The sequence below is a fragment of the Salinibacillus xinjiangensis genome (assembly GCF_009649735.1).
In the GTDB taxonomy this organism is placed as follows: domain Bacteria; phylum Bacillota; class Bacilli; order Bacillales; family Alkalibacillaceae; genus Salinibacillus; species Salinibacillus xinjiangensis.
Window position 1 is genome coordinate 50,352 of the sequence record NZ_WJNH01000012.1, and the last position, 21,634, is coordinate 71,985.

The window sequence follows — 21,634 nt, forward strand, 5'->3', positions numbered from 1 at the left end:
AAGAGGTGTCGACATGAAACAACTTAGTGTTAGTCAAGAGGCAGCGAAATGGTATATGGATGAAATGGATTTGGAAAAAGGTGATTATGTACAATTTTTCGTTAAACTGTATGGGGGAATCCCAACCGTTTTCCCGAGCTATTTTTTAGGCATATCAGAAGGCATCGAAGGAAATATCGCCATCCAGGATGAAGTGGAAGGCATTACGTTTTATTTTAACAAAGAGGACTCATGGTTTTTAGATGACCACGATTTGAAGGTGGAGCTTAAGGGTGACGATCCCGAATTTATCTTTGAAGAGCGAAAATAATTATATTCAGCACCACATGAAACGACGAGGTTTTGTGTGGTGCTTTTTTGTATAAATATATCCCCTCCTGATGAAACTAAACATACGTTCGGGAGGTGAATGGAATGAATAAGCAGGATGATTTTGAGAACATTTACAATGAATATAAAAGTCAAGGCGATGAACAGGCGCGTCTCGAGGTAGAAGAGGATGCCACCGGAAAGGAAAAAATTGTGGCTGTTCGCAAAAATGATGATGGAGACTTGATTGCCTTCAAAACCGAAACTGGCCGAGAGCTTGATTATGTATCAGCGCTGCAAGAGGCAAAGGAAGGGAAGCTCGCCCATATTGATGTCTTCCACAAATACGGACGAGATATTATCCGCAGTGAGCCGGATGGTGTGAAGGAAAATAATCTAGACGAACTAGATACCTTCTAATTTCATTGAATATTCAAACATACAGGAAAATATGGTAAAATGGATGGTGTGATTATTTAACCAGGGGGAATGAGAATGTTAAAAAAGTTTGCTTCCGATGCTTTAGGTTTGTCCGATATTGGGAGAATTATTGACCCACAGGATTTTGACAAAACAGACGCGGATGATTATGTACGCCATGAAGACGATGAAAAAATTTACTTTTTGATTAAGACCAAATCGGATGAGTATTGCTTTACCAACATCGCCTTTATCCACGTCGATGGGGAAAATGCGGTTTCATCCAAACGTACGTTAAAGCGATACCCTTTCTCAAAATATAAAATCACTGATGTACTACTGGAAACGGCGGGTCGTGTTGACCTTGATATTGAAATTAAATTCACACTAGGAAATCAAGCCTTTAGTATTGATGTAGATAAAAAACAAATTGAAAAACTAAACGATCTCTATAAAGCTCTGGTATACATTTCGGAAATCACAGAAGAAAATGACATTATCTTAAACATGGCAAGTAAAAGCTTAGACAAAGCCGTTACGGTTCTACAGCATTCTAGAACAAATGAGAAGGACCTTGCCAATCAATATAAAGAGTTAACCGAGTATGGGTTTTCCTGGCTAAAATCAGTTCGGGAAGACTATCATCAGAAGGATTTTGGTGACGTGTTTGAAAAGTATATCAATAATTAAAGCTAGAAGGGGATGCACAAGGCATCCCTTTTTTTATTCGTTAAAAAACTCGTTAAACAAACGGTCATTTGTATCTTTTTCACTTGTATACGGATTGGCTTCTCGATTGCTTTGTACATCTATATTGGTTTTTAATACAATTCGTGGGCTTGGCGAGTTGTCCCGAATAAATCGATCATCTAGTGAGCTAAAATCGGGCATGTTTTGATTTTTTCTAGTATTCATATGGCCGTCCTCCTTTCATAATTAATCCCCTCTTTGATGTTCACCTTTAACTGATGCTGTCGCACCTTGATGTCCTTCCTCCTTCTTAAAATGCTCAAGGTTTCCAGCATTTTCGATGTCTCCTGAGGCTTTATAGCCTGCTAGCTCTTCGTCTGAGGTCGTTCCATACAAGCCCATTCCACCCAATTCCGCATTGGCATCTTCTCTCATTTCATTACTTTTTCGTTTCGCCATCCATATCACCTCCTACCATTAATTTCTCCTAGTTATCCGAAAAAGAAATAGGTAATTAATGCCTGAGGTGGTTGAATGATCATTTAAAAAGGTATAATTTAAATGAACTTTTTACCGTTTATAATACTCTTATCTGTGAGAGGAGTGGCAGCATGGACATTCAGCGGCTTGTAAAAAAAGCAAAAAAAGGCGATAAAGAAGCCTTGTTAGAGCTAATAATGGAACAAAAAGATGATTATTATAAACTTGCTTATACATATACGGGAAATAGGGATGATGCGCTGGATGCAATGGAGGATATGATTGTAAAGCTTTACGAACAGATTCCACGACTAAAGAAACCTGGCTCATTTTACAGTTGGAGTAAAACCATTTTGGTAAATTGTTGCCACAGCATTCATCGCAAGCGAAAAAAACTTGTGTTTGTTGAGGACTGGACCGATGATGCAGGAATTTCTTCTCAAGAAGTTAGTCCCATCGAAACTTCGGTGCAGCATATGCACATTCACCAGCTGTTATCCAAGTTGAATCCTAATCAAGCCGAGGCTATTCGCTTACGGTATTTTCAAGATTTGGATTATCAATCGATTGCAAATGTAACGAACACGTCATTAGGAACTGTAAAGTCGAGAATTTTTCAGGGTCTAAATAAGTTGAATCAATGGTATGGAGGTGAACGTAATGACTGAAATCGAAAGACGATTACGAGAAGAGAAACAGCGGATCGATGAGCAGGAAACGCCCAAAGAATTGGAGGACCGCTTGCGTTCAGCTCTTACCCATACAAGTAATACCAAGAGACGGAAGCCTGTTATGTGGAAAATCATTGCTGCATTTTTCCTGGCTGCTATTTTGCTTAGCTACAATTACCCGGCGCTTGCTTATTACGGAAAGCAAATTCTCGGTTTTGATGAGGTTGTTTCAGGGACGTTGCAGGACTTAAACGAAGCGGGGAAGGGACAGGTAATCGAGGAAAGTATCACTTTAGAGAAGGGTGTGACTTTCACTGTTAATGGTGTGATAACCGATGAAAATCGTTTAGTATTATACTATACATTCGAATCAGAAAAAGGAAATGCAGGGGATGTATCCTCTTATTATCAGCCAGCAAAATTGACTGGCTTTTTAACGAATTCCCATGTACAAAGCGGACATGGACAGGTAAATTCAGATGGAACCGAACTGAAAGGAACATTCGATTTCGAGCCTCCAAGTGCCTTCGCTAAAAAGCTTACACTACACTTTGGGGGATCAGAAAAAACGTTAGAATTTCATTACGACCCTTTCAAGGCGTTGGAATCTAGAGTAGTTCAGGACATCAATCAAGAGGTTCAAGTGGATAGTGGAAGGATAAAATTTGAGTCGCTAACAGCATCACCAACGCAAACCGTGATAAAAGGAACGACTAATGTTAAAAATCTTGATCAGGTTATGCAACCCTTCGGAAGGATCAGCCTTTGGGCAAATGGAAACAAAATGGATGAAATGGGAAGAGGAGTAGCATCCTCCATTTCCGGTTCAACATTTGAATTGGAATTTGATGCTCTCCCTCAAAAGTTAAAATCCCTTAACATAAAGGTTGATGAATTCATCGGCTATGAAGATTTACAAGCAGAGGTTCCTTTGGTGGAAGGAACTGAAGTGGAAGTAGCAGGGGAAACCGTAAAAGTTAAGCAGATTACTGTGAAAGAACACCAAACTGAAGTTACGATTTCAACAAAGGAATCCGTGACGTTTGATGATGTTTCCTTAGGTAATGAGCCATTAAGCACCACAGTGGGGCAATCCCTGAAGAAAAAGAGCAATTTTATCGAAAAAGAACGAACCCTTGTTTTTGAAACAACTACATCAGCCCCATCCATGTTTGTCGGGGGGATGTATTATATAAAGACGTACAATGAAAAGGTGGAGATTACATTTGAGTAAGGGTGCGGGGGATGCCGGCGTGACGAGTTGATGTTTAGCATTTGGTCGCCGGGATTTGGGTAGAAAAGAGTGATTATTAGTTAAAATAGGTGCAACTATAGCACAACGGCAATCAACTTTAGCAAAAATGCGGATCTTCTGCATTTTAAGGGTGCTTTTAGCAAAGCTGATATCAACTTTAGCATCCAGCGGCGGCGCCCCATTACGATTTGTCCAAAAAAATTCTCCTTCATTCCAAAAAGTATTCAAAAGAAACATGGGAACAATAAAAACAACTATCCCAAATAGAATGGAGGGGATGACCATGTCGATGGCGATGACCGATAACGAAATTACACTCGCTATTATCCAAACCTTAAAGGAAGGCAAAAAACAAACTTTCCAGGAGTTAATGGATGAGCTCCAGCCTTACGATATGGCTTGTCAATATAAAGAAATTCCACACAAGCACCGTAATAAATTTTTGATTTATTTATCGCTTGAGCATTTGACCGAGATGATGCAGGAGCTTGATAAAGAGGAGCAGCTGGATGTCCTCGGAAAATTGGGGATCGAAAAATCAACACAGGTCCTAGATTTAATGGAAAATGATAATTTGGCCTCCTTACTGGCAGATTTAGACCAAGAGCAAATTGATGACCTGACTTCAGAAATGAATAGGGAAGAGTCAAAGGTCGTTCAAAATCTTATAAAATATCCTAAAGAAACCGCTGGACGTATAATGAATAACCGCTATGTGTGGATCCCAAAGCACTATACGGTCAGAGAAGCGGTAGATAAAATTAAGCATTTTGCTGAGTTAGCAGAGTACTTGAATTATTTATATGTAATTGATGAGGAAAAGAAGCTGGCGGGAGTTGTGTCCTATAAGGATTTAATCTTAGCCGAGTTACACGACAAAATTGAGGACATTATGTATAGTCGGGTGGTCAAATCCGATGTACATACGGACCAGGAGGAAGTGGCTAAGCTCATCAGTCGCTATGACTTTGTTTCGCTTCCCATTGTGACTGCAGACGATACACTAGTCGGAGTTATCACGGTGGATGACGTCATCGATGTTGTGATTCAAGAGGCGAATGAGGATATTGAAAAGCTATCCGCATCAGGTAAAGCGATTGACTTTAATACCAAGCCTTGGGTGGCTGCCTATCGTCGACTTCCTTGGTTAATTTTATTGTTATTTATTGGACTCATATCTGGAGGTATCATTAGTGGTTTTGAAGACACCCTGGAAACGGTTGTGGCATTAGCTTATTTTATGCCGATGATTGCTGGGATGACAGGGAATACGGGAACACAGTCATTGGCTGTAGTGGTGCGAGGCTTAGTGTCCGATGATTTAGACATGAAACGAGTAATCAAACTGGTACTTCGAGAGCTCTGGGTCGGCCTCATCATCGGGGTGACGTGTGGTTTATTAATTTCGAACATCGCTTACTTTTGGCAAGGCAGTTTTACATTAGGGATTGTTGTCGGCAGCTCACTATTTCTAACTTTAATCATCGGAACACTAGCAGGAACCATTATTCCATTGATTTTATATAAACTAAACATTGACCCTGCAGTCGCATCAGGACCTTTGATCACAACGATTAATGATATTTTTTCCCTATTGATTTATTTTGGGCTGGCTAGTATGTTTATTTCGAAGTTGATGTGAAGATATTATCGTACAATCTCGAGGTGAGGTTGTGCGATTCTTTGTATTGAATCTTTTCATTTGAGTATATAAGCAAATTATTATATATTAATATGCGGACATAAAAAGGAGGTGTTTGATTTGGAAAAAACCGCTATTGAAATGGAAAAAGCTGCTTCGATTTTAAAACTGCTTGGGGATTCGACTCGCTTAACCATGATGAAATTACTTGAACACCACGATTGCTGTGTGTGTGAGTTTGTGGAAATTTTTAATCGAAGTCAGCCCTCCATTAGTCAGCACCTTCGCAAGCTACGTGATGCGGGAATGGTGAAGGAAGAAAGAAGGGGACAAAGGATTTTTTATTCGTTAAATCAAAGCTATGAGTACTTTTCATTTATCCAACAAATCCTACAATCATTACCGGATCAGGATGAAAAAATCAAAGAACTAGAACAAAAAGGTACACGCATTACCTGTTGTTAACTGGAGGGAAAGAGATTGTCAGCATCGGTTATACTCGCATTAGTCATCTTTTTGGCTACATTAATTTTAGTTATTTGGCAGCCAAAGGGGTTATCGATAGGTTGGTCCGCATGTGGCGGGGCTATCATTGCTTTAATTGTTGGTGTTGTTGGATTTCAAGACGTTATTGAAGTAACCCAAATTGTTTGGAACGCAACGCTTGCATTTGTCGCTATTATTTTAATTTCTTTAATTCTTGATGAAATTGGCTTTTTTGAATGGGCAGCTCTACATATGGCGAGAGCTGCAAAGGGAAATGGACTCAAAATGTTTGTTTATGTCAGTTTATTAGGTGCCATCGTGGCAGCCTTTTTCGCCAATGACGGGGCTGCTTTAATACTGACACCAATCGTTCTTGCAATGGTACGAAACCTGAACTTTCAGGAGAAAATGGTCTTTCCATTTATTATGGCAAGTGGATTTATTGCCGACACCACCTCCCTACCGTTGGTGGTCAGTAACTTAGTTAACATTGTGTCAGCCGACTTCTTTAACATTGGCTTTGTGGAATATGCATCACGCATGATTATTCCGAACTTTTTCTCATTAGGGGCTACGATTCTTGTTCTCTTAATTTATTTCCGAAAAAGTATTCCACGGAATTATGATTTATCGCAATTGAAGGAACCTAAGGATGCGATTCGAGATCACAAAATGTTTCGTCTGTCCTGGTATGTCCTGGCTGTCTTGCTTATTGGGTATTTTGTGAGTGAATTTATTCAGCTACCTGTGTCCATTGTCGCTGGTGCTATCGCGATTTTCTTTTTAATCATGGCTCGTAATAGTCAAGCTGTGGATACAAAGTCAGTGGTCAAGGGCGCACCATGGGAAATTGTCTTTTTCTCGATTGGGATGTATGTCGTTGTATACGGACTCCGTAATGCAGGACTTACAGATGTCTTGGCTCAGTTGATTCAATATAGTGCCGAGCAAGGCTTATTCATCGCAACTGTTGCCATGGGCTTTATTGCTGCTATTTTGTCATCCATTATGAACAACATGCCAACCGTGATGATCGATGCATTAGCCATTGCGGAAACAAGCACGTCTGGAGTGATGCGGGAAGCCTTAGTTTATGCCAACGTAATCGGTTCCGATTTAGGACCAAAAATCACGCCAATCGGTTCCTTAGCAACACTGTTATGGCTCCATGTTCTATCACAGAAAGGAGTCAAAATTTCATGGGGGACTTACTTTAAAACAGGGATCATTTTAACCATTCCAATATTATTTATTACTTTAGTGGGACTTTATCTAACGTTGATCCTAACTTAAAAATCTTAAGGAGCTGAACTATAATGACGAAAAAAACGATTTACTTCTTATGTACAGGCAATTCCTGCAGAAGCCAAATGGCAGAGGGCTGGGCAAAAAAGCATCTTGGTGATGAGTGGGAGGTACGAAGCGCAGGGATTGAGGCACATGGGCTCAATCCAAATGCGGTAAAAGCGATGAAAGAGGTAGACATTGATATTTCCGATCAAGCCTCCGACATCATTGACTTAGAAACACTTAATAATGCTGATTTTGTGGTTACCCTTTGTGGAGATGCAGCCGACAAGTGCCCAACCACTCCACCCCATGTGAAGCAAGACCATTGGGGCTTTGATGACCCTGCCAAAGCAGAAGGAACAGACGAAGAAAAATGGAAGATTTTTCAGCGCGTTCGCGACGAAATCGGAGAAAGAATCGAACGCTTTGCACAAACTGGAAAGTAATAGTTGATAATCATTTTACAGAAGACATAAAACCAAATGTGACATCCCATTGTATTGGGGTGTCACATTTGGTTTAATGGAGGGAGATGGCATCGGTCTACATATGTAGTTGAATTTGAATTTATATAAAGTAGGTGATTTGATGATTTGGATTCTAGTATTTATCATACTTATAGTGTACTTATTTGATTTTACAAAACTACGACAGCAAAATAATAAAATAATTGAGCAAAATGACGAAATGATACGATTATTAGATGAGATTAAAAATCAAAAGTAAATGTAAAAACCGACTCGATTCTCCTTATGCGAGTCGGCTCTCAACCCCATTATATTTGCTGAGTGACGGTTTGCGGTGTTCGTAATTTTACATAGCCCACTATGGTTAGAGCTAACATGCCAATCAAAAAGGCAATAAAATAGGGTGAAATGGTCTCACGAATGGCTCCAGTAATAAAGGAGCTTAGAATAATCCCTAAGGAATAAACTGCAGACATAAACGCAAAAGCTCTACCTTGCATATCACGTGCAGCATACTCTGTTATAGCCGTAGCCATTGCCGGCATGATCAGACCGAAAAACAACCCAATAAAAAATAACAGAATGGGCAATGAGTAAAAGGAATTAAAGAGAGCAAATAAACACATAGACATACCAAATAAGCCTGTCATAAGTCTCTTGAATGAATCAAAACGGTTTATGAAAAAGAGGGATAGGGTTAAAAAGGTTCCAATACTGAAATAGCTGAATAGTTGCCCAGTATTAAAGGTAGAAAGACCCTGTTCCACTGCTAAATAAGGTATTTCATAAATGATTACTCCATGGATATACATCACAGCGAATCCGATTCCATACACCATCAGTAGCTGCGGAGATTTAAGAACCTCTGTTAGGCCCCCAGAGTCAGACCCTTGCTGTGGATGATGAACAACTACCATTTGTCTTTCTCGCAAAAACATAATCGCATATACGCCACCAACAAGTAGAGCGACTCCAATGAAATAGTAAGTGTTGACAAAGCCTATCACTTCCACTAATTTTCCGCCAACGAGTGGGCCTATGATACTAGCAATCGTCGACAAAATTCCATTAATAGCAATGTTTTTACCTTGTTGTCGACTGTTTTTCGCATATCCGGATAGCAAAGTAAATGCAGCTGGTATAAAAAAACCTAGAGCCAATCCATTTAGCCCATGTAACAATAGTAGGTCCATAGAATCGCCTGCGAAGCCGTGAGCAATGAAAAATCCACTTGCTGCAAATATCGGAAGAATCACAAATATTTTTTTACCAAAACGATCTACCAAGGGTCCGGCAATCAGATTTCCCGTCAAATTTGCAAAAGAAGTAAAACTAAGAATCACCCCAATAAACAGGCTTGATGCGCCAAAACCGGCAGCAAAAGGCGTGAAGATGGGAACTTGCATTCTCATGATTAAGCTAATGAAAAACATTACGATAAAAATGTGTAACTTGTCTACAGTTGTCTCTCGCATTTTCTTCACCTCTCCAAAACAATATATGCGAAAGGTCCAAAAATAGACGAGCAATTGTGTGAAGAAAGGATGCCGATAAAGTTTTCGTGTTAAAATATTTGTATCTTTGAATATGGGAGAAGGGGGACGATGAAAATGATGAAGTTTTATGCTTTTGACCAACATGATCCTGACTTAGAACAAATTGGGGAATTGTATTGTAGAACGTTTATTGGGGAAAATTATTCGTTAAAGGATATGGAAAATGCGCTCAAAAATGTTAAAAAACACGCCAGTTATAAAGGATTTAAGTGTCTTAAAGCCAAATCACAAACCGGAAATTTAGTCGGCTTTACATACGGCTATACAAGTTTACCAGGTCAATTTTATAGGGGGAAAATAGCATCTCAATTGCCAGGTAGGATGACAACAGAATGGCTTAGCGATTGTTTTGAGTTTGTCGAACTAGCGGTTAATTCCTCCTATCGACGCCTTGGGATAGCAAGTCAACTCCACGATAAGCTGTTAGAAGACATCAACCATAACACCTCTGTTTTAACCACTTCCGAGAATAATTATCCTGCTATTCATTTCTATCAAAAGAAAGGCTGGCAAATCATTAAAAATCATGCTGCTGTCCTAAGTAAGGATGATCCACAAGTCATTATGGGTAAGCATTTGGTTAAATCGAAAGCGTAATGGTGAATATAAGATATATACAATATAAAACGATTTACATAAGGTGGTCTTAAACATGAAGGTCAGAATCGAACTAACCTATCAAACACCTAAAGGAACCAAAACAACTCTTCGCTCGGATGAAATGGCTGCTGGTGAAGCGATGTTAATTGCAGAGGACTTAGAGCGGAGTGGTCGCTCTAAATCGATAACGTTTTATGATTCACAGGAGCATACTTGGTCTTTGAAGGAAATACAGAAATTCATGACAGAAATTCATACCGAACCCCACAATGTAACCGTATATTTTGATGGCGGCTTCGACATACAAACGAAGAGATCAGGGCTAGGTTGTGTTATTTATTATGAGCAGGATGGGAAATCCTACCGATTGCGCAAAAATGCTTTGGTAAATGAGTTAGATACCAATAATGAGGCGGAATATGCAGCTCTTCACCTTGCTATACAGGAGCTAGAAATATTAGGGGTCCATCATTTGCCTGTAACGTTTATCGGTGATTCACAGGTAGTCATCAATCAACTCCGGGATGAATGGCCATGCTTTGAAGACGTGCTGTCAAACTGGATGGATCGAATCGAAGCCAAGCTTGAAGAAGCGGGAATCCAACCTGAATATGAGGTTGTTTCACGTAAAAAGAATAAAGAGGCCGACCAGTTAGCCTCCCAAGCTCTACAAGAGGTTGAAATTATGAGTACGAGTGAGGTTCAGGGGAAATGAATCGGGCGGTTTTTTTATTCGCCTGGTTCGTTATTTATTCTAAAAAGCAGTCTTTGTGGAGAGTAAAATAACTGGGAAAATTTAATTATTTACTTTCATAGACTACTAAAGTAAAATCTATTTAGATGAGAAACTAGTGTAAATAATCTGAAATAGCTATCTTGTTCCTCATCTGAAAAAGGCAAATCTACTGAAAGGTAGAGACGCAAAGTCACAGACCTACGGTGAACACTATGGTGGCTGGACTGCTGAAGGATGGAGAATGACTCATATAATAGAGTTCTTTCAAAATTCTTCTATTTCAAATACTATATTTGATTTGGGAGGTTTTTTTATGTTTAAAATTAAGGTTCGTCATTTATTCTCAATAGGTGTATTGGCGATGTTTGTAGCATTTTATATGGGTTCAGTTTCCGTTTTTGCGGAAGAAAATGAGGAAGTAGAGAATGAAACTACTGAACAAACTGAGTCAATTGATGAGGCAAACCAGGAGGATGGGCAAAACGAGGAAGTTTCAGAATCTACGGACCAAGATATAGAGTCAACAGAAGATGAAGAAACAGTAGAGGATGAACTTGAGGTTGAAGAGCCTTCTTTACTTCCTGGTGAATTTTTATACTTCTTCAAAACCCTTCGTGAAAATGTTCAACTGGCCATGACATTTGATGAGGTTAAAGAAGCAGAATTACTGGCTTCCTTTGCCGAAGAACGGATTAAAGAGGCTGAGGCACTGTTTGCAGCTGGTGAGGAAGATTTAGCTGAAGAAATTCTGGAAAAGGCGATCGAGCAGCAAGAATTGGCTCTATCAACTTATGAAAAGACAGAACGAGCAGAAGATGATATAACGAGTGAAGATGCAGTGGACGAGGTAGCAGGTGAGGAAGAGACTCCCGCAGAAGACGAAGTGGAAGAATCAGAACCGGTAGATCCTATACGTGCAGCTCTCGAAGAAAAATTTTCAGCAAATATTCTGGCTCTAACAGCGGCATTAGATAAGGTTGGAAATCCTCAGGCTAAAGCTGCTTTACAAAAGAACATCGCAAGAGCACAAGAAAAGCTCGAAAAGAAAATAAACAAAAAAATCGCTAAGCTTGAGGAAAAAGGGTTAGAAGCAGATGAAAAACGTACAGAATTAGAAGAGAAGTTAGCATCTGGTGAAATAGACGAAGAAGAGTTTCAAGAGGAATTAACTGAGATTAATGAAGAGTTAGAGGAAGAAAAAGCTGAGTTCCTTGAGGACGTTCAAGAGGAAACTGATGAGAGTGTAGAAGAAGTTGTTGAAAAAGCTGAAGACAATCAAAAGGAAGTAGCCTTAAAAAAGGCTGAAGAAAAACAACGTGAAGCAATAAAGAAACAAGAAGAAGCAAAGAAAAAGGCTGAAGAGAAAAAGCGTGAACAATTGCAAAAGCAAGAAGAGAAAGAGCGTGAAGAAGGCAAAAAACTAGAAGAAAAGAAACGTGAAGAAGCGCAAAAAATCAAGGAAAAACAACAAGAAGAAGCAGAGAAGAAACGTGAAGAAGCTAAAGAACGAGCCAAGCAAAAAAAGGATGAAAACAAAGGCAAAAAAGATCGTGATGATGAAGATGATGAAGATGACGAAGATGATGACGCTCAAAATGAAGACGAATAAAGATTACGCGGAAGGTCATGAGCTGACCTTCCGTATTTTTTTATGCTTAGCAATAGTAATGCTGATTTACTGTCTTACAGATATATATTAAACTTTTCATAATGAAGGAGGATATTTTATGGAAATCAACCGTATTTTAGTTGCTGGAACGATTTATAATGAAATGGAGAAAAGGATTGATTCCGAACAGTTGGAGAAGTCATTTCGGTTTATGGATAGTAAAGCAGTGACAGAAGAAGATTTAGAATGGGCAGATGCATTCATTTCTTTTGAACCACCCGAGAACTTTGATTTTTACAACCTGAAGTGGGTCCATTCACTAGGAGCCGGGGTTGATCGTTACTTGTTTAACCGAAAATGGAAGGAAGATGTACTTCTTACACGAACGATTTGTTCATTTGGTGAGAGGATTAGTCAGTATTGCTTAAGCTATGTCTTAAAAGATTTACAGCATCATGACACCTTCGAACAGGTGACTCGTCAAAAGGAATGGAACCCTATTGCACCTGGACTGCTTAGTGAGCAAAAGGTTTTAGTATATGGGACTGGAGAAATAGGCCAAGAGGTAGGGAGAGCATTTTCTACATTAGGTGCAAAAGTTTCGGGTGTATCCTTAAGTGGACATCCAAAACCCCATTTTGAAGAGGTATATAAAGTAACGAACGAAAAAAATCAATTACATAATTTTGATATCATTATTAACACTCTTCCTTTAACAGAGAATACCTATCAATTGTTTAATCACGATTTCTTTACAAAAATAAAGGATACCATCTTTATAAACGTTGGAAGAGGTAGGTCAGTTATACAAGAGGCATTGGTGGGGGCTATTCAGAATAAACAAGTTCGATTAGCAGTTTTGGATGTCTTTGCAGAGGAGCCACTACCGGAAGACAGTCCCTTATGGCAAATGCAAAATGTCATTATTACTCCTCACATTTCTGCGGTAACAACTGTTGATGAAGGACTCGAATGCTTTCTAGAAACACTACACAATATTGACCAAGGTAAACCACTTCATAATCAAGTTGACACTAGAAAAGGTTATTAAAAGAGAGTCAGGATTTTACCTGACTCTCTTTACCTTTTACTGAGAAGCAAAATCCTTCACTGCCGGCTCAGGCATGGCACCTGTTTTGCGGTCCACTTCTTTCCCGCTTTTAAATAAAATCATAGTCGGAATACTCATAACACCATACTGACTAGCGAGTTTTGGTGAATCATCTACATCAACACTGTAGAAATTTACTTCTTGTACATCTTCAGAAACAGCACTTACAACTGGAGCCAGTTGTTTACACCCTGGTCACCAATCGGCGGTAAATTTTACTACAACTGGTTTTTCTGCTTGAAGAACGGCAGTATCAAAATCTTTTTCTTGTAAATCTTTTAGCATAGATTATACCTCCTATATTTAAAATTCCTTTTTAGTATGCCCAAATATTAAGCATTGATTTATCAATCAAAATGGATAAATCCATAAAATGAGTATAATATACCATGAAATTACAACCAAACAAAACGCTTATTCACTAAATTTTGGTATAAAAGTGGCATAGCTTTATGCTATGGACTTGTTTTACTATGAAAGTACAGGCTGTAAGCGCTTAACTAGGGTTGATCAAAATTTTCCCTACCTCTCAAAACCTCTTTTTTCTACTAAATTATTTCCATCATAGGCTCCATACACCAGGACAGCCAATGGTTTAAGATTCTATTAAAATAGTATATTTTTTCCGTGATTGGTCTTGATGTAGGCTAGAAAATTTTGGTTCCATAAATATGTTTATAGGAAATGGAGGCTATGCGATGAAGAAATTAACAAAAGTCAGTTTGTTCTCTTTATTATCCATCATCATGCTCGTATCTCAATCGATTGTAGGAGTTCCCCATCAAACTGTACAAGCTGAGGAAGGAGAGGAGGTAACGGACCTGATTATCTATCAGAATGTACCAGAGGTGGAGCCTAGCATAGAGAATGATTCTATTCAACTCAAGGCACTCCACACATACATTGAAGGGCATTTTATGCTTACCTCTGACTCATTAACCTGGAAGTCCTCGAACAAAAATGTAGCGACAGTTGATAAAGATGGAAGGGTTACCTTTACAGGACAAAAAGGTAGAACATTTGTCACAGTGTCTGATGGTACCTATGAAGATCGAATCGCCCTAGACTATAAAGTAAATCCGGCCAAAGCTAGTCAATCCAAAGGAAAGCAACAACCAGAGGCAAGTGTGGTAAAACAAACAGACGAACGCCATCACATCATTGATAACGCATTAGAAAGTCTGACATTGAAGGAAAAAATCGGCCAAATGCTCATGCCTGATTTCCGTAATTGGAAAGGCGAAAATGTAACGGAAATGCTGCCTGAAATTGAAGAGCTAGTAAAAGAGTATGATTTCGGTGGGGTTATTCTGTTTAGAGAAAATGTGGTTACCACAGAACAAACAGCTAAGCTTGTATCTCAATATCAAGAGGCTGCTGAAAAATTTGGCCTCCTGTTAACCATTGACCAAGAGGGCGGAATTGTGACTCGTCTTCAATCTGGTACAGACATGCCAGGAAATATGGCCTTAGGGGCGACCCGTTCAACGGAATTGACACAGAAAGTTGGACAGGCTATCGGAGAGGAGCTATCTGCTCTTGGTATTAATATGAATCTTGCTCCTGTTATCGATGTGAACAATAACCCAGATAATCCAGTGATTGGGGTTCGTTCATTCGGTAGTGATCCACAACTAGTAGCAGATTTAGGCGTTTCCTATGTGGAAGGTCTGCAAAGTACAGGCGTTGCGGCAACTGCTAAACACTTCCAAGGACACGGTGACACTGCTGTGGATTCACATTTGGGATTACCAGAAGTCCCGCATGATAAAGAGCGACTTCTAAATGTCGAGCTTTATCCATTCCAAAAGGCGATGAATGCTGGAATTGATGCGGTGATGACCGCTCATGTCACTTTCCCAAAAATTGATGACACAAAAGTAATTAGTAAAAAGGATGGTACGGAAATTGCACTACCTGCCACGTTATCTAAAAAGGTATTAACCGGATTAATGCGTGAAGAAATGGGCTATGAAGGGGTCATTATCACCGACGCCTTAAATATGAATGCCATTGCCGATCATTTTGGACCTGTTGATGCTGCAATCCGTGCTGTAAATGCAGGTACAGACATTGTGCTCATGCCTGTTGGAGTAGAGGAAGTTGCTAGTGGATTGTTAGAGGCTGTTGAAACAGGTGAGGTTTCTGAAGCTACCATTAACGATTCAGTTCAACGAATTTTAACATTGAAAGTGAAACGAGGCATTATCAAGGAGGAATCTCCACAGCCACTTGATGAAAAAATTGGTCAAGCGGTTGAAATCGTGGGTTCTGATGAACATAAACAAGTGGAGCAAGAGGCTGCAGATCAATCCATTACAATGCTGAAAAATGAAGATGTCCTCCCACTTGATGTAAATGAAAACGATAAAGTTATTGTCATTGGAAATTCCTTTGGCACAAGTTTAGCAGATGCGGTTTCGTCCTATCATGAAAATACAGAATATATTCGTGCATCAGGTCCATTGTCAGAAAGTCAGCTAGCCCAGCTAGAGGATGCGAAGGCTGTCGTTATTGGGACGTACACCTATAATGTCAGTGGGCGCTCACCAAATAGCTCCCAGATGCAAATGGTTAATCAAGTGATAGATGAGAGTGAGTCACCTGTCATTGGAATTGGGATTCGAAATCCTTACGATATTATGGCCTATCCAGAGGTGGATGCTTACCTAGCCCAATACGGATTTAGAGGTGCTAGCTTTGAGGCAACAGCGGCTACGATTTTCGGAGACAATCATCCGACTGGAAAACTGCCTGTAGTCATTCCAGGAGCAAATGGTGAGCCACTTTATGAATTTGGTGCTGGTCTAAGTTATTAATTTTTTCATCAGAGCACGAGCTTTACCAGTTCGTGCTCTATATATAAATTAAGGGGAGTGAAGCGTGTATGAAAAAGGGTTTTATGATTATGGTAGTCCTTATTTTAGCACTGTCGTCTTTATCTGTTGTTATGGCAACAGGAAATGGAAACGGCAATCAGTATGGACATGATAAAGGAAAAGGCAATCCGCATCAGTTTAAGCTTGGAGTTGAAGCTTTGCTAGAGGAACAAAAGGATTTAATTGAAGGAAAACGAGTTGGGTTAATTACAAATCCAACAGGTGTTGACCAGGAATTAAATAGTATTGTTGATTTACTTCACAATGATGAGGATGTAAATTTAACTGCACTGTATGGCCCAGAACACGGTGTACGCGGTAGCGCTCAAGCTGGTGAATATGTAGAATATTATATCGACGAGCAAACAGGGTTACCTGTATATAGCTTATATGGCTCTACTCGTAAGCCAACACCTGAAATGCTAGAAAATGTAGACGTTTTGCTATTTGATATTCAAGATGTCGGAACAAGATTCTACACCTATATTTACACAATGGCCTATGCCATGGAAGCAGCTCAAGAAAATGATATTGAGTTTGTCGTGTTAGACCGTCCAAATCCATTGGGTGGGGAAAAGGTAGAAGGTCCTGTTTTAGACCCTGAGTACGCCTCGTTTGTTGGAAACTATCCAATCCCACTACGTCACGGGATGACCGTTGGGGAGCTTGCGAAGTTTTTCAATGAGGAATTTGACATTGGCGCTGATTTAACTGTAGTAGAAATGAATGGCTGGGATCGAGATGAGTATTATGATGAAACTCCACTCGACTTTGTAATGCCATCACCAAATATGCCAACCTTGGACACAGCTCTCGTCTATCCAGGAGCAGCGTTAATTGAAGGTACCAATGTTTCAGAGGGGCGCGGAACAACAAAACCATTTGAATTAATCGGTGCTCCATTTATTAATAGTACAGAGGTTGCAGCAGAGTTAAACAGTTTAGAATTGCCTGGTGTGAAATTTAGAGCAGCATCTTTTACACCTAGCTTCTCTAAGCATAGTGGAGACTTATCTAATGGTGTGGAAATCCATGTAACGGACCGGGATACGTTTAAACCGATTGAAATGGGTCTTCACCTAGTAAAAACCATTCATGAAATGTACCCAGAGGACGTTACATTCCGTAGTTTCTTCGATAATTTAATTGGAAACGGCTGGATTCGTGAAGGCATTATGAACGGACAGTCTGTTGAAGAAATGAAGATCCAATGGCAGGATGAATTGGATGAATTTAAGCAAGTAAGAGAACAATATTTATTATACTAAAGAGCAATGGCCATTCCCTACTAAAATAGGGGATGGCTTTTTTGATGCAGTTTAAGTTGATGAAAAAGAATAATCATGATAAGATATCAAAAATCTATATGGTAACCGAGGGAGGGCATTCATGATGAGAAAAGTCACTTTAAAAATGATTTACGAGCATCCCATTACACAAAAATATGTTAGACGTTCCGGAATGGCACATGCTATTTCAGTCGCTTACCATGCTTTTCGCCTTGCTAAGGATTATGATGTGAATCCAGATTGGGCAGTAAAGGCTGGATTTTTACATGATATTGGTCATTATGAATGGTATCAGGATGGAGAGTGGGATTACAGTCAGTATCGTAATTATGATATCCACCCTATCAAGGGAGCAGAGCGTGCGCACAAGCTACTCGTTCGCCTTGGGGAGGATAAACGTGCTGCCAAGGAAATTTCACATGCGGTACTCTTCCACACGGATTCGGCACTACCAGAAGGAAATTACGAGTTGAACTCCCTGCAAAAGGTTGTCCACCTCGCAGACGAACGGGACAAGCAGCCTGGCGATTTTCATCATTATCGGAATATCAATCAAGAAAAGGAAGTTAGATTAATAGAGGAGCTAGATCAAAAAATAGAAAATTATTTAGCGGAAAAAAATCGGGATGTGTCTAAGAATGGGTAAGAGGTTAACGTTTATTTGAAAGTTCTCGAATTTTGCGGTCATGCTCGACATATTTACTCGTTAAAAAATTTACATTTTCTTGCGTTTCGTTAAATTCAACACGCATTCCATCCACTTTCTTTTCTAGGCGATCAAATCTTTTTTCGACTTTATCAAATTTAGCATCCATGCGATTTTCTATATCAGTTAATTTTTCATCCATTTTTTGTGAGTGTTGCTTAAGTGCCTCTAAAATCTGATTCATTTGTGATTGCTCCATGTTTTCACCTCCTATAATCGTTATTATAACCGACGATTTACCTTTTGAAAAGAAAATGTAGGGTGTAATCGAATTAGTGAAAATGCAAAATGATTATATTTATTTTAAGGATAATACGTATTTTTATCACGCGAAATTCAATGATCAGTACTTACAAAACCTATAAAATTGAAATTCGAAAATTTTTCCGATAAACTTTTCAGTTAGGAGCAATCGACGCGATTAGCTCTTTTTTAGTTTGATGTTAAGGAGAGATATAGTGTGGGTCCTTTAGTATTTGGGATTAGTTTGTTGGTGTTATTAGTCGGATTTGTGATGCTCATTTATTATTTTATCGCTAGAAAACCTAAAACATTAGCTAAATATTTACTCATTGCTGGTGTAGTGCTATTTGTCGTTAGTTTGTTTTTGCCAGGGCCTAAAGAGGATACAACCTCGCCTGATGAGAGCGTAGACTATGAAAGTGAAGAAAAAAAGCAAGAGGAAGAAACTGAAGATAAAGAACCTGATGAAAAACGGGAACAAGGTGAAAAGGAAAATAAACCTCAAGAAGAAAAAGATGAACCTACTAAATCAGAAACAAAGGAACAAGATAACCCTCCAAAAGAGGAGTCATTAGAAGAAGAGAAGAGTGAACCTAAGACTACTCAAGATTCAAAGCAAAAAGAAAAAGAGAAGCAATCACCATCAAATCCAAATTTAGATACCGCAACTGTGTCTAGGGTAGTGGACGGGGACACCATTGAGATTCGCTACAATGGAAAGATTGAGGATGTAAGGCTCCTGCTGGTTGATACACCGGAAACGGTTCACCCGAGTAAGCCTGTCCAGCCCTATGGTCCAGAGGCAAGTAGCTTTGCTAAACAAACCCTTTCAGGTAAACAGGTCCAAATAGAGTTTGATGGCCCAAAACGTGATAAGTATGATCGACTTTTAGCTTACATATGGCTGGGGGGAAAGATGTTTAATCAAATGCTACTGGAAAAAGGGTTAGCACGGCTTGCCTATGTGTATGATCCGCCCTACACCCATTATGATGCCTATGTGAAGGCACAAACCAAGGCCGTTAATGCGAAAAAGGGAATTTGGAGTAAGGATGGATATGTAACTGAAGATGGATTCGCGAGTCAAGAGGAAGGGACATCGAATTCAAGCGGGGATTCAGCTAATTCAGAAGTACCTGACAGAGATTGTGGTGATTTCGATACTCATAAGGAAGCACAAGCATTCTTTGAAACACAAGGTGGTCCAAACAAAGATCCTCACAGGTTAGATCGAGATGGCAATGGTTTAGCCTGCGAAAGTTTGCCATAAAGAAATAATGCCTTCGCTTACTCTTACGGATATCTTTTCAAGAGATCTGGAAGAGTAGTGAAGGCATTATTTATCAAACTTCTTTTCTAAACGCTCAAAGCGCTTGTCCACTTGTTCAAAACGTTGGTCAACTCGCTTAAATCCAGCTTCCACTCGTTCTTCTAGCTCAGATTTTATTTTGTCCATTTTTTTGTCGACTTGTTCAGAATAAAGTTTAAGCGCGTCTAAAACTTGATTTATTCCTGATTGCTCCTTGCTTTTCACCTCCTATGATTTACAGTTTATATGGTAGGTAGACTTTAGGGAAGAATAGGTTTGCTGCAATACATGAAGTTCTTGACAATACATAAAGTCTATAATAATATTATTTTTATGACTTTCCAACCAATCGGTCACATTAGGTAACCGATTGGTTTTTGATGTTCAGCACTGATTAATGAAAAAAGGGGAAGATGGTTACATGTCACAGCAAGTACATGAACAGAGTCAATCAAATGTAAAAATCGGTCCAATGCTGGCGGTCATGTTAATAGGAGCTTTTGTTGGGATCCTCAATGAAACCTTATTAGCAACTGCACTGCCATCCATTCGAGCCGATTTTGGAATAAACGAAAACAAGGTCCAATGGCTAACGACAGCCTTTTTACTTACCAATGGTGTGATGATTCCCATTTCAGCCTTTTTAATCGAACGGTTTACAACAAGAAAATTATTCCTAACCGCTTTTAGTATATTTGGTGTGGGTACATTCATTGGAGCCATTTCCCACACGTTCCCGCTATTACTAACTGGGAGAATTGTGCAGGCCACAGGCTCAGGAATTATGCTTCCGTTAATGATGACCGTCATTTTAACGGTCATTCCTAGAGAAAAGCGGGGTGGGGCCATGGGATTTGCTGGAATTGTGATTTCTTTTGGTCCTGCGATTGGTCCGACTCTCTCTGGCTGGTTACTAAATCATTTTTCATGGCGTTCTTTATTCTACGTCGTGTTACCGATTGTGATTTTAACAGTAATTTTTGCTTACTTTGCCATTAAAAACGTCACGCGACTCACTTACCCTAAAATTGATGTTATCTCCATTATCCTTTCTTCTTTAGGATTTGGTGGCCTCTTATATGGGTTTAGTAGTGCAGGGGAAGACGGATGGAGCAGTGCTTCAGTTCTTACTCCTTTGATTGGTGGAGCGCTTATTTTAGCTATATTTATTATGCGTCAGCTTAAGTTGAAAACGCCGCTTCTACAGTTTAGAGTATTTAAATTTAATGTCTTTTCTTTATCGCTTATCATTACGATGATTGTGCTCATGTCCATGATCGGAGCCGAAACCTTACTGCCATTATACATGCAGGAATTAAGAGGATTTTCTCCATTAGAATCTGGCCTAATGTTACTTCCTGGTGCCATTGTAATGGGGATCATGTCTCCTGTTACGGGGATGTTGTTTGATAAATTTGGTGCAAGGTGGTTAGCTGTACCTGGCTTAGCCATTGTCGCAATAACTACATTTGTGTTTACCAATTTATCGATGGATACATCCTTCACGTTGTTAGCCACAATCTATGCAATTCGGATGTTTGGATTAGCCTTGGCTATGATGCCAGTCATGACAGCTGGTTTAAATCAAATTCCGGACGAATGGAATGCGCATGGTTCCGCAATGGCCAATACGATGCAGCAGGTTTCCGCCTCCATCGGGACAGCAATCCTCGTAACGGTTATGACCACAGGAGCGAAAAATTTCAAACCTGATTTAGCGTCCCTAGGTGGGCTTTCTCAGGCTGAGGCACAGCAACAGATTGCAAATCAAGCTTTATTAAGCGGCTATAATCAAGCATTTTTATTCGCATCTATTTTAGCTGTTGTCGGAATGCTATTAGCTTTATTTTTAAAGAGTAAAAAAGCAGAAGCTGCGAATGAATAAA

The 21,634-nt window shown here is 39.5% G+C and carries 24 protein-coding genes and 1 riboswitch; of the genes, 19 read left to right on the top strand and 5 right to left on the bottom strand.

The features are described 5' to 3' along the window. Window positions 1-13 precede the first annotated feature (13 nt). The 3 genes from GH754_RS16130 (at window position 14) to GH754_RS16140 (ending at window position 1,419) form a co-directional block, all read left to right on the top strand. A complete protein-coding gene (locus GH754_RS16130) occupies window positions 14-310 on the top strand; it encodes a HesB/YadR/YfhF family protein (RefSeq protein WP_153729699.1) in 297 nt (98 codons plus the stop codon). Window positions 311-414: 104 nt separating this feature from the next. Further along, window positions 415-729 (top strand): DUF3892 domain-containing protein, encoded by a 315-nt coding sequence (locus GH754_RS16135; protein WP_153729700.1) that lies wholly within the window; start codon window positions 415-417, stop codon window positions 727-729. 75 nt (window positions 730-804) lie between these two features. Next, window positions 805-1,419, top strand: coding sequence for a PH domain-containing protein (locus tag GH754_RS16140; protein ID WP_153729701.1), 615 nt, complete (start codon window positions 805-807; stop codon window positions 1,417-1,419). 33 nt (window positions 1,420-1,452) lie between these two features. Here the strand turns inward: GH754_RS16140 and GH754_RS16145 are convergent, their stop codons facing one another. Together GH754_RS16145 and GH754_RS16150 are read right to left on the bottom strand one after the other, a co-directional pair. Continuing rightward, on the bottom strand, window positions 1,453-1,644 hold the full coding sequence (locus tag GH754_RS16145) for a hypothetical protein (protein WP_153729702.1): 192 nt from the start codon (window positions 1,642-1,644) through the stop codon (window positions 1,453-1,455). 21 nt (window positions 1,645-1,665) lie between these two features. Beyond that, window positions 1,666-1,878 carry a hypothetical protein gene (locus GH754_RS16150; RefSeq protein WP_228550289.1) on the bottom strand — a complete coding sequence of 71 codons (213 nt, stop codon included), beginning with the start codon at window positions 1,876-1,878 and terminating at the stop codon, window positions 1,666-1,668. 152 nt (window positions 1,879-2,030) lie between these two features. Here GH754_RS16150 and GH754_RS16155 point away from each other — a divergent pair, with 152 nt between their 5' ends. From GH754_RS16155 to GH754_RS19500, 7 genes are all read left to right on the top strand, one after another. Further along, window positions 2,031-2,567: an RNA polymerase sigma factor gene (locus GH754_RS16155; RefSeq protein WP_153729703.1), complete on the top strand. Its 537-nt coding sequence runs from the start codon at window positions 2,031-2,033 to the stop codon at window positions 2,565-2,567. Next, window positions 2,560-3,804: a DUF4179 domain-containing protein gene (locus tag GH754_RS16160; protein WP_194841381.1), complete on the top strand. Its 1,245-nt coding sequence runs from the start codon at window positions 2,560-2,562 to the stop codon at window positions 3,802-3,804. The genes GH754_RS16155 and GH754_RS16160 overlap by 8 nt, the downstream gene beginning before the upstream one ends. A gap of 304 nt (window positions 3,805-4,108) precedes the next feature. Then, complete coding sequence (gene mgtE, locus GH754_RS16165; RefSeq protein ID WP_153729705.1) at window positions 4,109-5,467, top strand: magnesium transporter; 1,359 nt, start codon at window positions 4,109-4,111, stop codon at window positions 5,465-5,467. Window positions 5,468-5,587: 120 nt separating this feature from the next. Further along, complete coding sequence (locus tag GH754_RS16170; RefSeq protein WP_194841382.1) at window positions 5,588-5,932, top strand: ArsR/SmtB family transcription factor; 345 nt, start codon at window positions 5,588-5,590, stop codon at window positions 5,930-5,932. A gap of 15 nt (window positions 5,933-5,947) precedes the next feature. Next, entirely contained in the window at window positions 5,948-7,246 is a 1,299-nt protein-coding gene (locus GH754_RS16175; protein WP_153729706.1) for an arsenic transporter, read from the top strand. Between the two features lie 23 nt (window positions 7,247-7,269). Continuing rightward, entirely contained in the window at window positions 7,270-7,689 is a 420-nt protein-coding gene (gene arsC, locus GH754_RS16180) for an arsenate reductase (thioredoxin) (protein ID WP_153729707.1), read from the top strand. A 142-nt stretch (window positions 7,690-7,831) separates the two neighbouring features. Continuing rightward, window positions 7,832-7,969 (top strand): hypothetical protein, encoded by a 138-nt coding sequence (locus GH754_RS19500; protein ID WP_194841383.1) that lies wholly within the window; start codon window positions 7,832-7,834, stop codon window positions 7,967-7,969. Between the two features lie 49 nt (window positions 7,970-8,018). On the opposite strand, the gene GH754_RS16185 is transcribed toward GH754_RS19500, so the two are convergent. Then, window positions 8,019-9,185 carry an MFS transporter gene (locus GH754_RS16185; RefSeq protein ID WP_153729708.1) on the bottom strand — a complete coding sequence of 389 codons (1,167 nt, stop codon included), beginning with the start codon at window positions 9,183-9,185 and terminating at the stop codon, window positions 8,019-8,021. Window positions 9,186-9,320: 135 nt separating this feature from the next. Between GH754_RS16185 and GH754_RS16190 the strand changes: the two genes are divergently transcribed. The 4 genes from GH754_RS16190 (at window position 9,321) to GH754_RS16205 (ending at window position 13,262) form a co-directional block, all read left to right on the top strand. Further along, the gene (locus GH754_RS16190) at window positions 9,321-9,863 is read left to right on the top strand and encodes a GNAT family N-acetyltransferase (protein WP_194841384.1); all 543 of its coding nucleotides are present in this window, start codon (window positions 9,321-9,323) and stop codon (window positions 9,861-9,863) included. A 55-nt stretch (window positions 9,864-9,918) separates the two neighbouring features. After that, window positions 9,919-10,581: a ribonuclease H family protein gene (locus tag GH754_RS16195; protein WP_153729710.1), complete on the top strand. Its 663-nt coding sequence runs from the start codon at window positions 9,919-9,921 to the stop codon at window positions 10,579-10,581. 170 nt (window positions 10,582-10,751) lie between these two features. Further along, a riboswitch (cyclic di-GMP riboswitch) is annotated at window positions 10,752-10,834 on the top strand. Window positions 10,835-10,915: 81 nt separating this feature from the next. After that, window positions 10,916-12,211, top strand: a complete 1,296-nt coding sequence (locus tag GH754_RS16200) for a DUF5667 domain-containing protein (protein WP_153729711.1) — start codon at window positions 10,916-10,918, stop codon at window positions 12,209-12,211. 118 nt (window positions 12,212-12,329) lie between these two features. Continuing rightward, a complete protein-coding gene (locus tag GH754_RS16205; RefSeq protein WP_153729712.1) occupies window positions 12,330-13,262 on the top strand; it encodes a D-2-hydroxyacid dehydrogenase in 933 nt (310 codons plus the stop codon). Between the two features lie 36 nt (window positions 13,263-13,298). Here the strand turns inward: GH754_RS16205 and GH754_RS16210 are convergent, their stop codons facing one another. Then, window positions 13,299-13,502, bottom strand: a complete 204-nt coding sequence (locus GH754_RS16210; RefSeq protein ID WP_153729713.1) for a thioredoxin family protein — start codon at window positions 13,500-13,502, stop codon at window positions 13,299-13,301. Between the two features lie 518 nt (window positions 13,503-14,020). Here GH754_RS16210 and GH754_RS16220 point away from each other — a divergent pair. The 3 genes from GH754_RS16220 (at window position 14,021) to GH754_RS16230 (ending at window position 18,136) form a co-directional block, all read left to right on the top strand. Continuing rightward, entirely contained in the window at window positions 14,021-16,141 is a 2,121-nt protein-coding gene (locus GH754_RS16220; protein ID WP_153729715.1) for a glycoside hydrolase family 3 protein, read from the top strand. Window positions 16,142-16,209: 68 nt separating this feature from the next. Further along, entirely contained in the window at window positions 16,210-17,469 is a 1,260-nt protein-coding gene (locus GH754_RS16225; RefSeq protein WP_153729716.1) for an exo-beta-N-acetylmuramidase NamZ family protein, read from the top strand. A 124-nt stretch (window positions 17,470-17,593) separates the two neighbouring features. After that, a complete protein-coding gene (locus GH754_RS16230; protein ID WP_153729741.1) occupies window positions 17,594-18,136 on the top strand; it encodes an HD domain-containing protein in 543 nt (180 codons plus the stop codon). Window positions 18,137-18,140: 4 nt separating this feature from the next. On the opposite strand, the gene GH754_RS16235 is transcribed toward GH754_RS16230, so the two are convergent. Next, window positions 18,141-18,395: a hypothetical protein gene (locus GH754_RS16235; RefSeq protein WP_153729717.1), complete on the bottom strand. Its 255-nt coding sequence runs from the start codon at window positions 18,393-18,395 to the stop codon at window positions 18,141-18,143. A gap of 261 nt (window positions 18,396-18,656) precedes the next feature. Between GH754_RS16235 and GH754_RS16240 the strand changes: the two genes are divergently transcribed. Beyond that, entirely contained in the window at window positions 18,657-19,709 is a 1,053-nt protein-coding gene (locus tag GH754_RS16240; RefSeq protein ID WP_153729718.1) for a thermonuclease family protein, read from the top strand. A gap of 460 nt (window positions 19,710-20,169) precedes the next feature. After that, window positions 20,170-21,633: an MDR family MFS transporter gene (locus tag GH754_RS16250; protein ID WP_153729720.1), complete on the top strand. Its 1,464-nt coding sequence runs from the start codon at window positions 20,170-20,172 to the stop codon at window positions 21,631-21,633. Window position 21,634 lies beyond the last annotated feature (1 nt).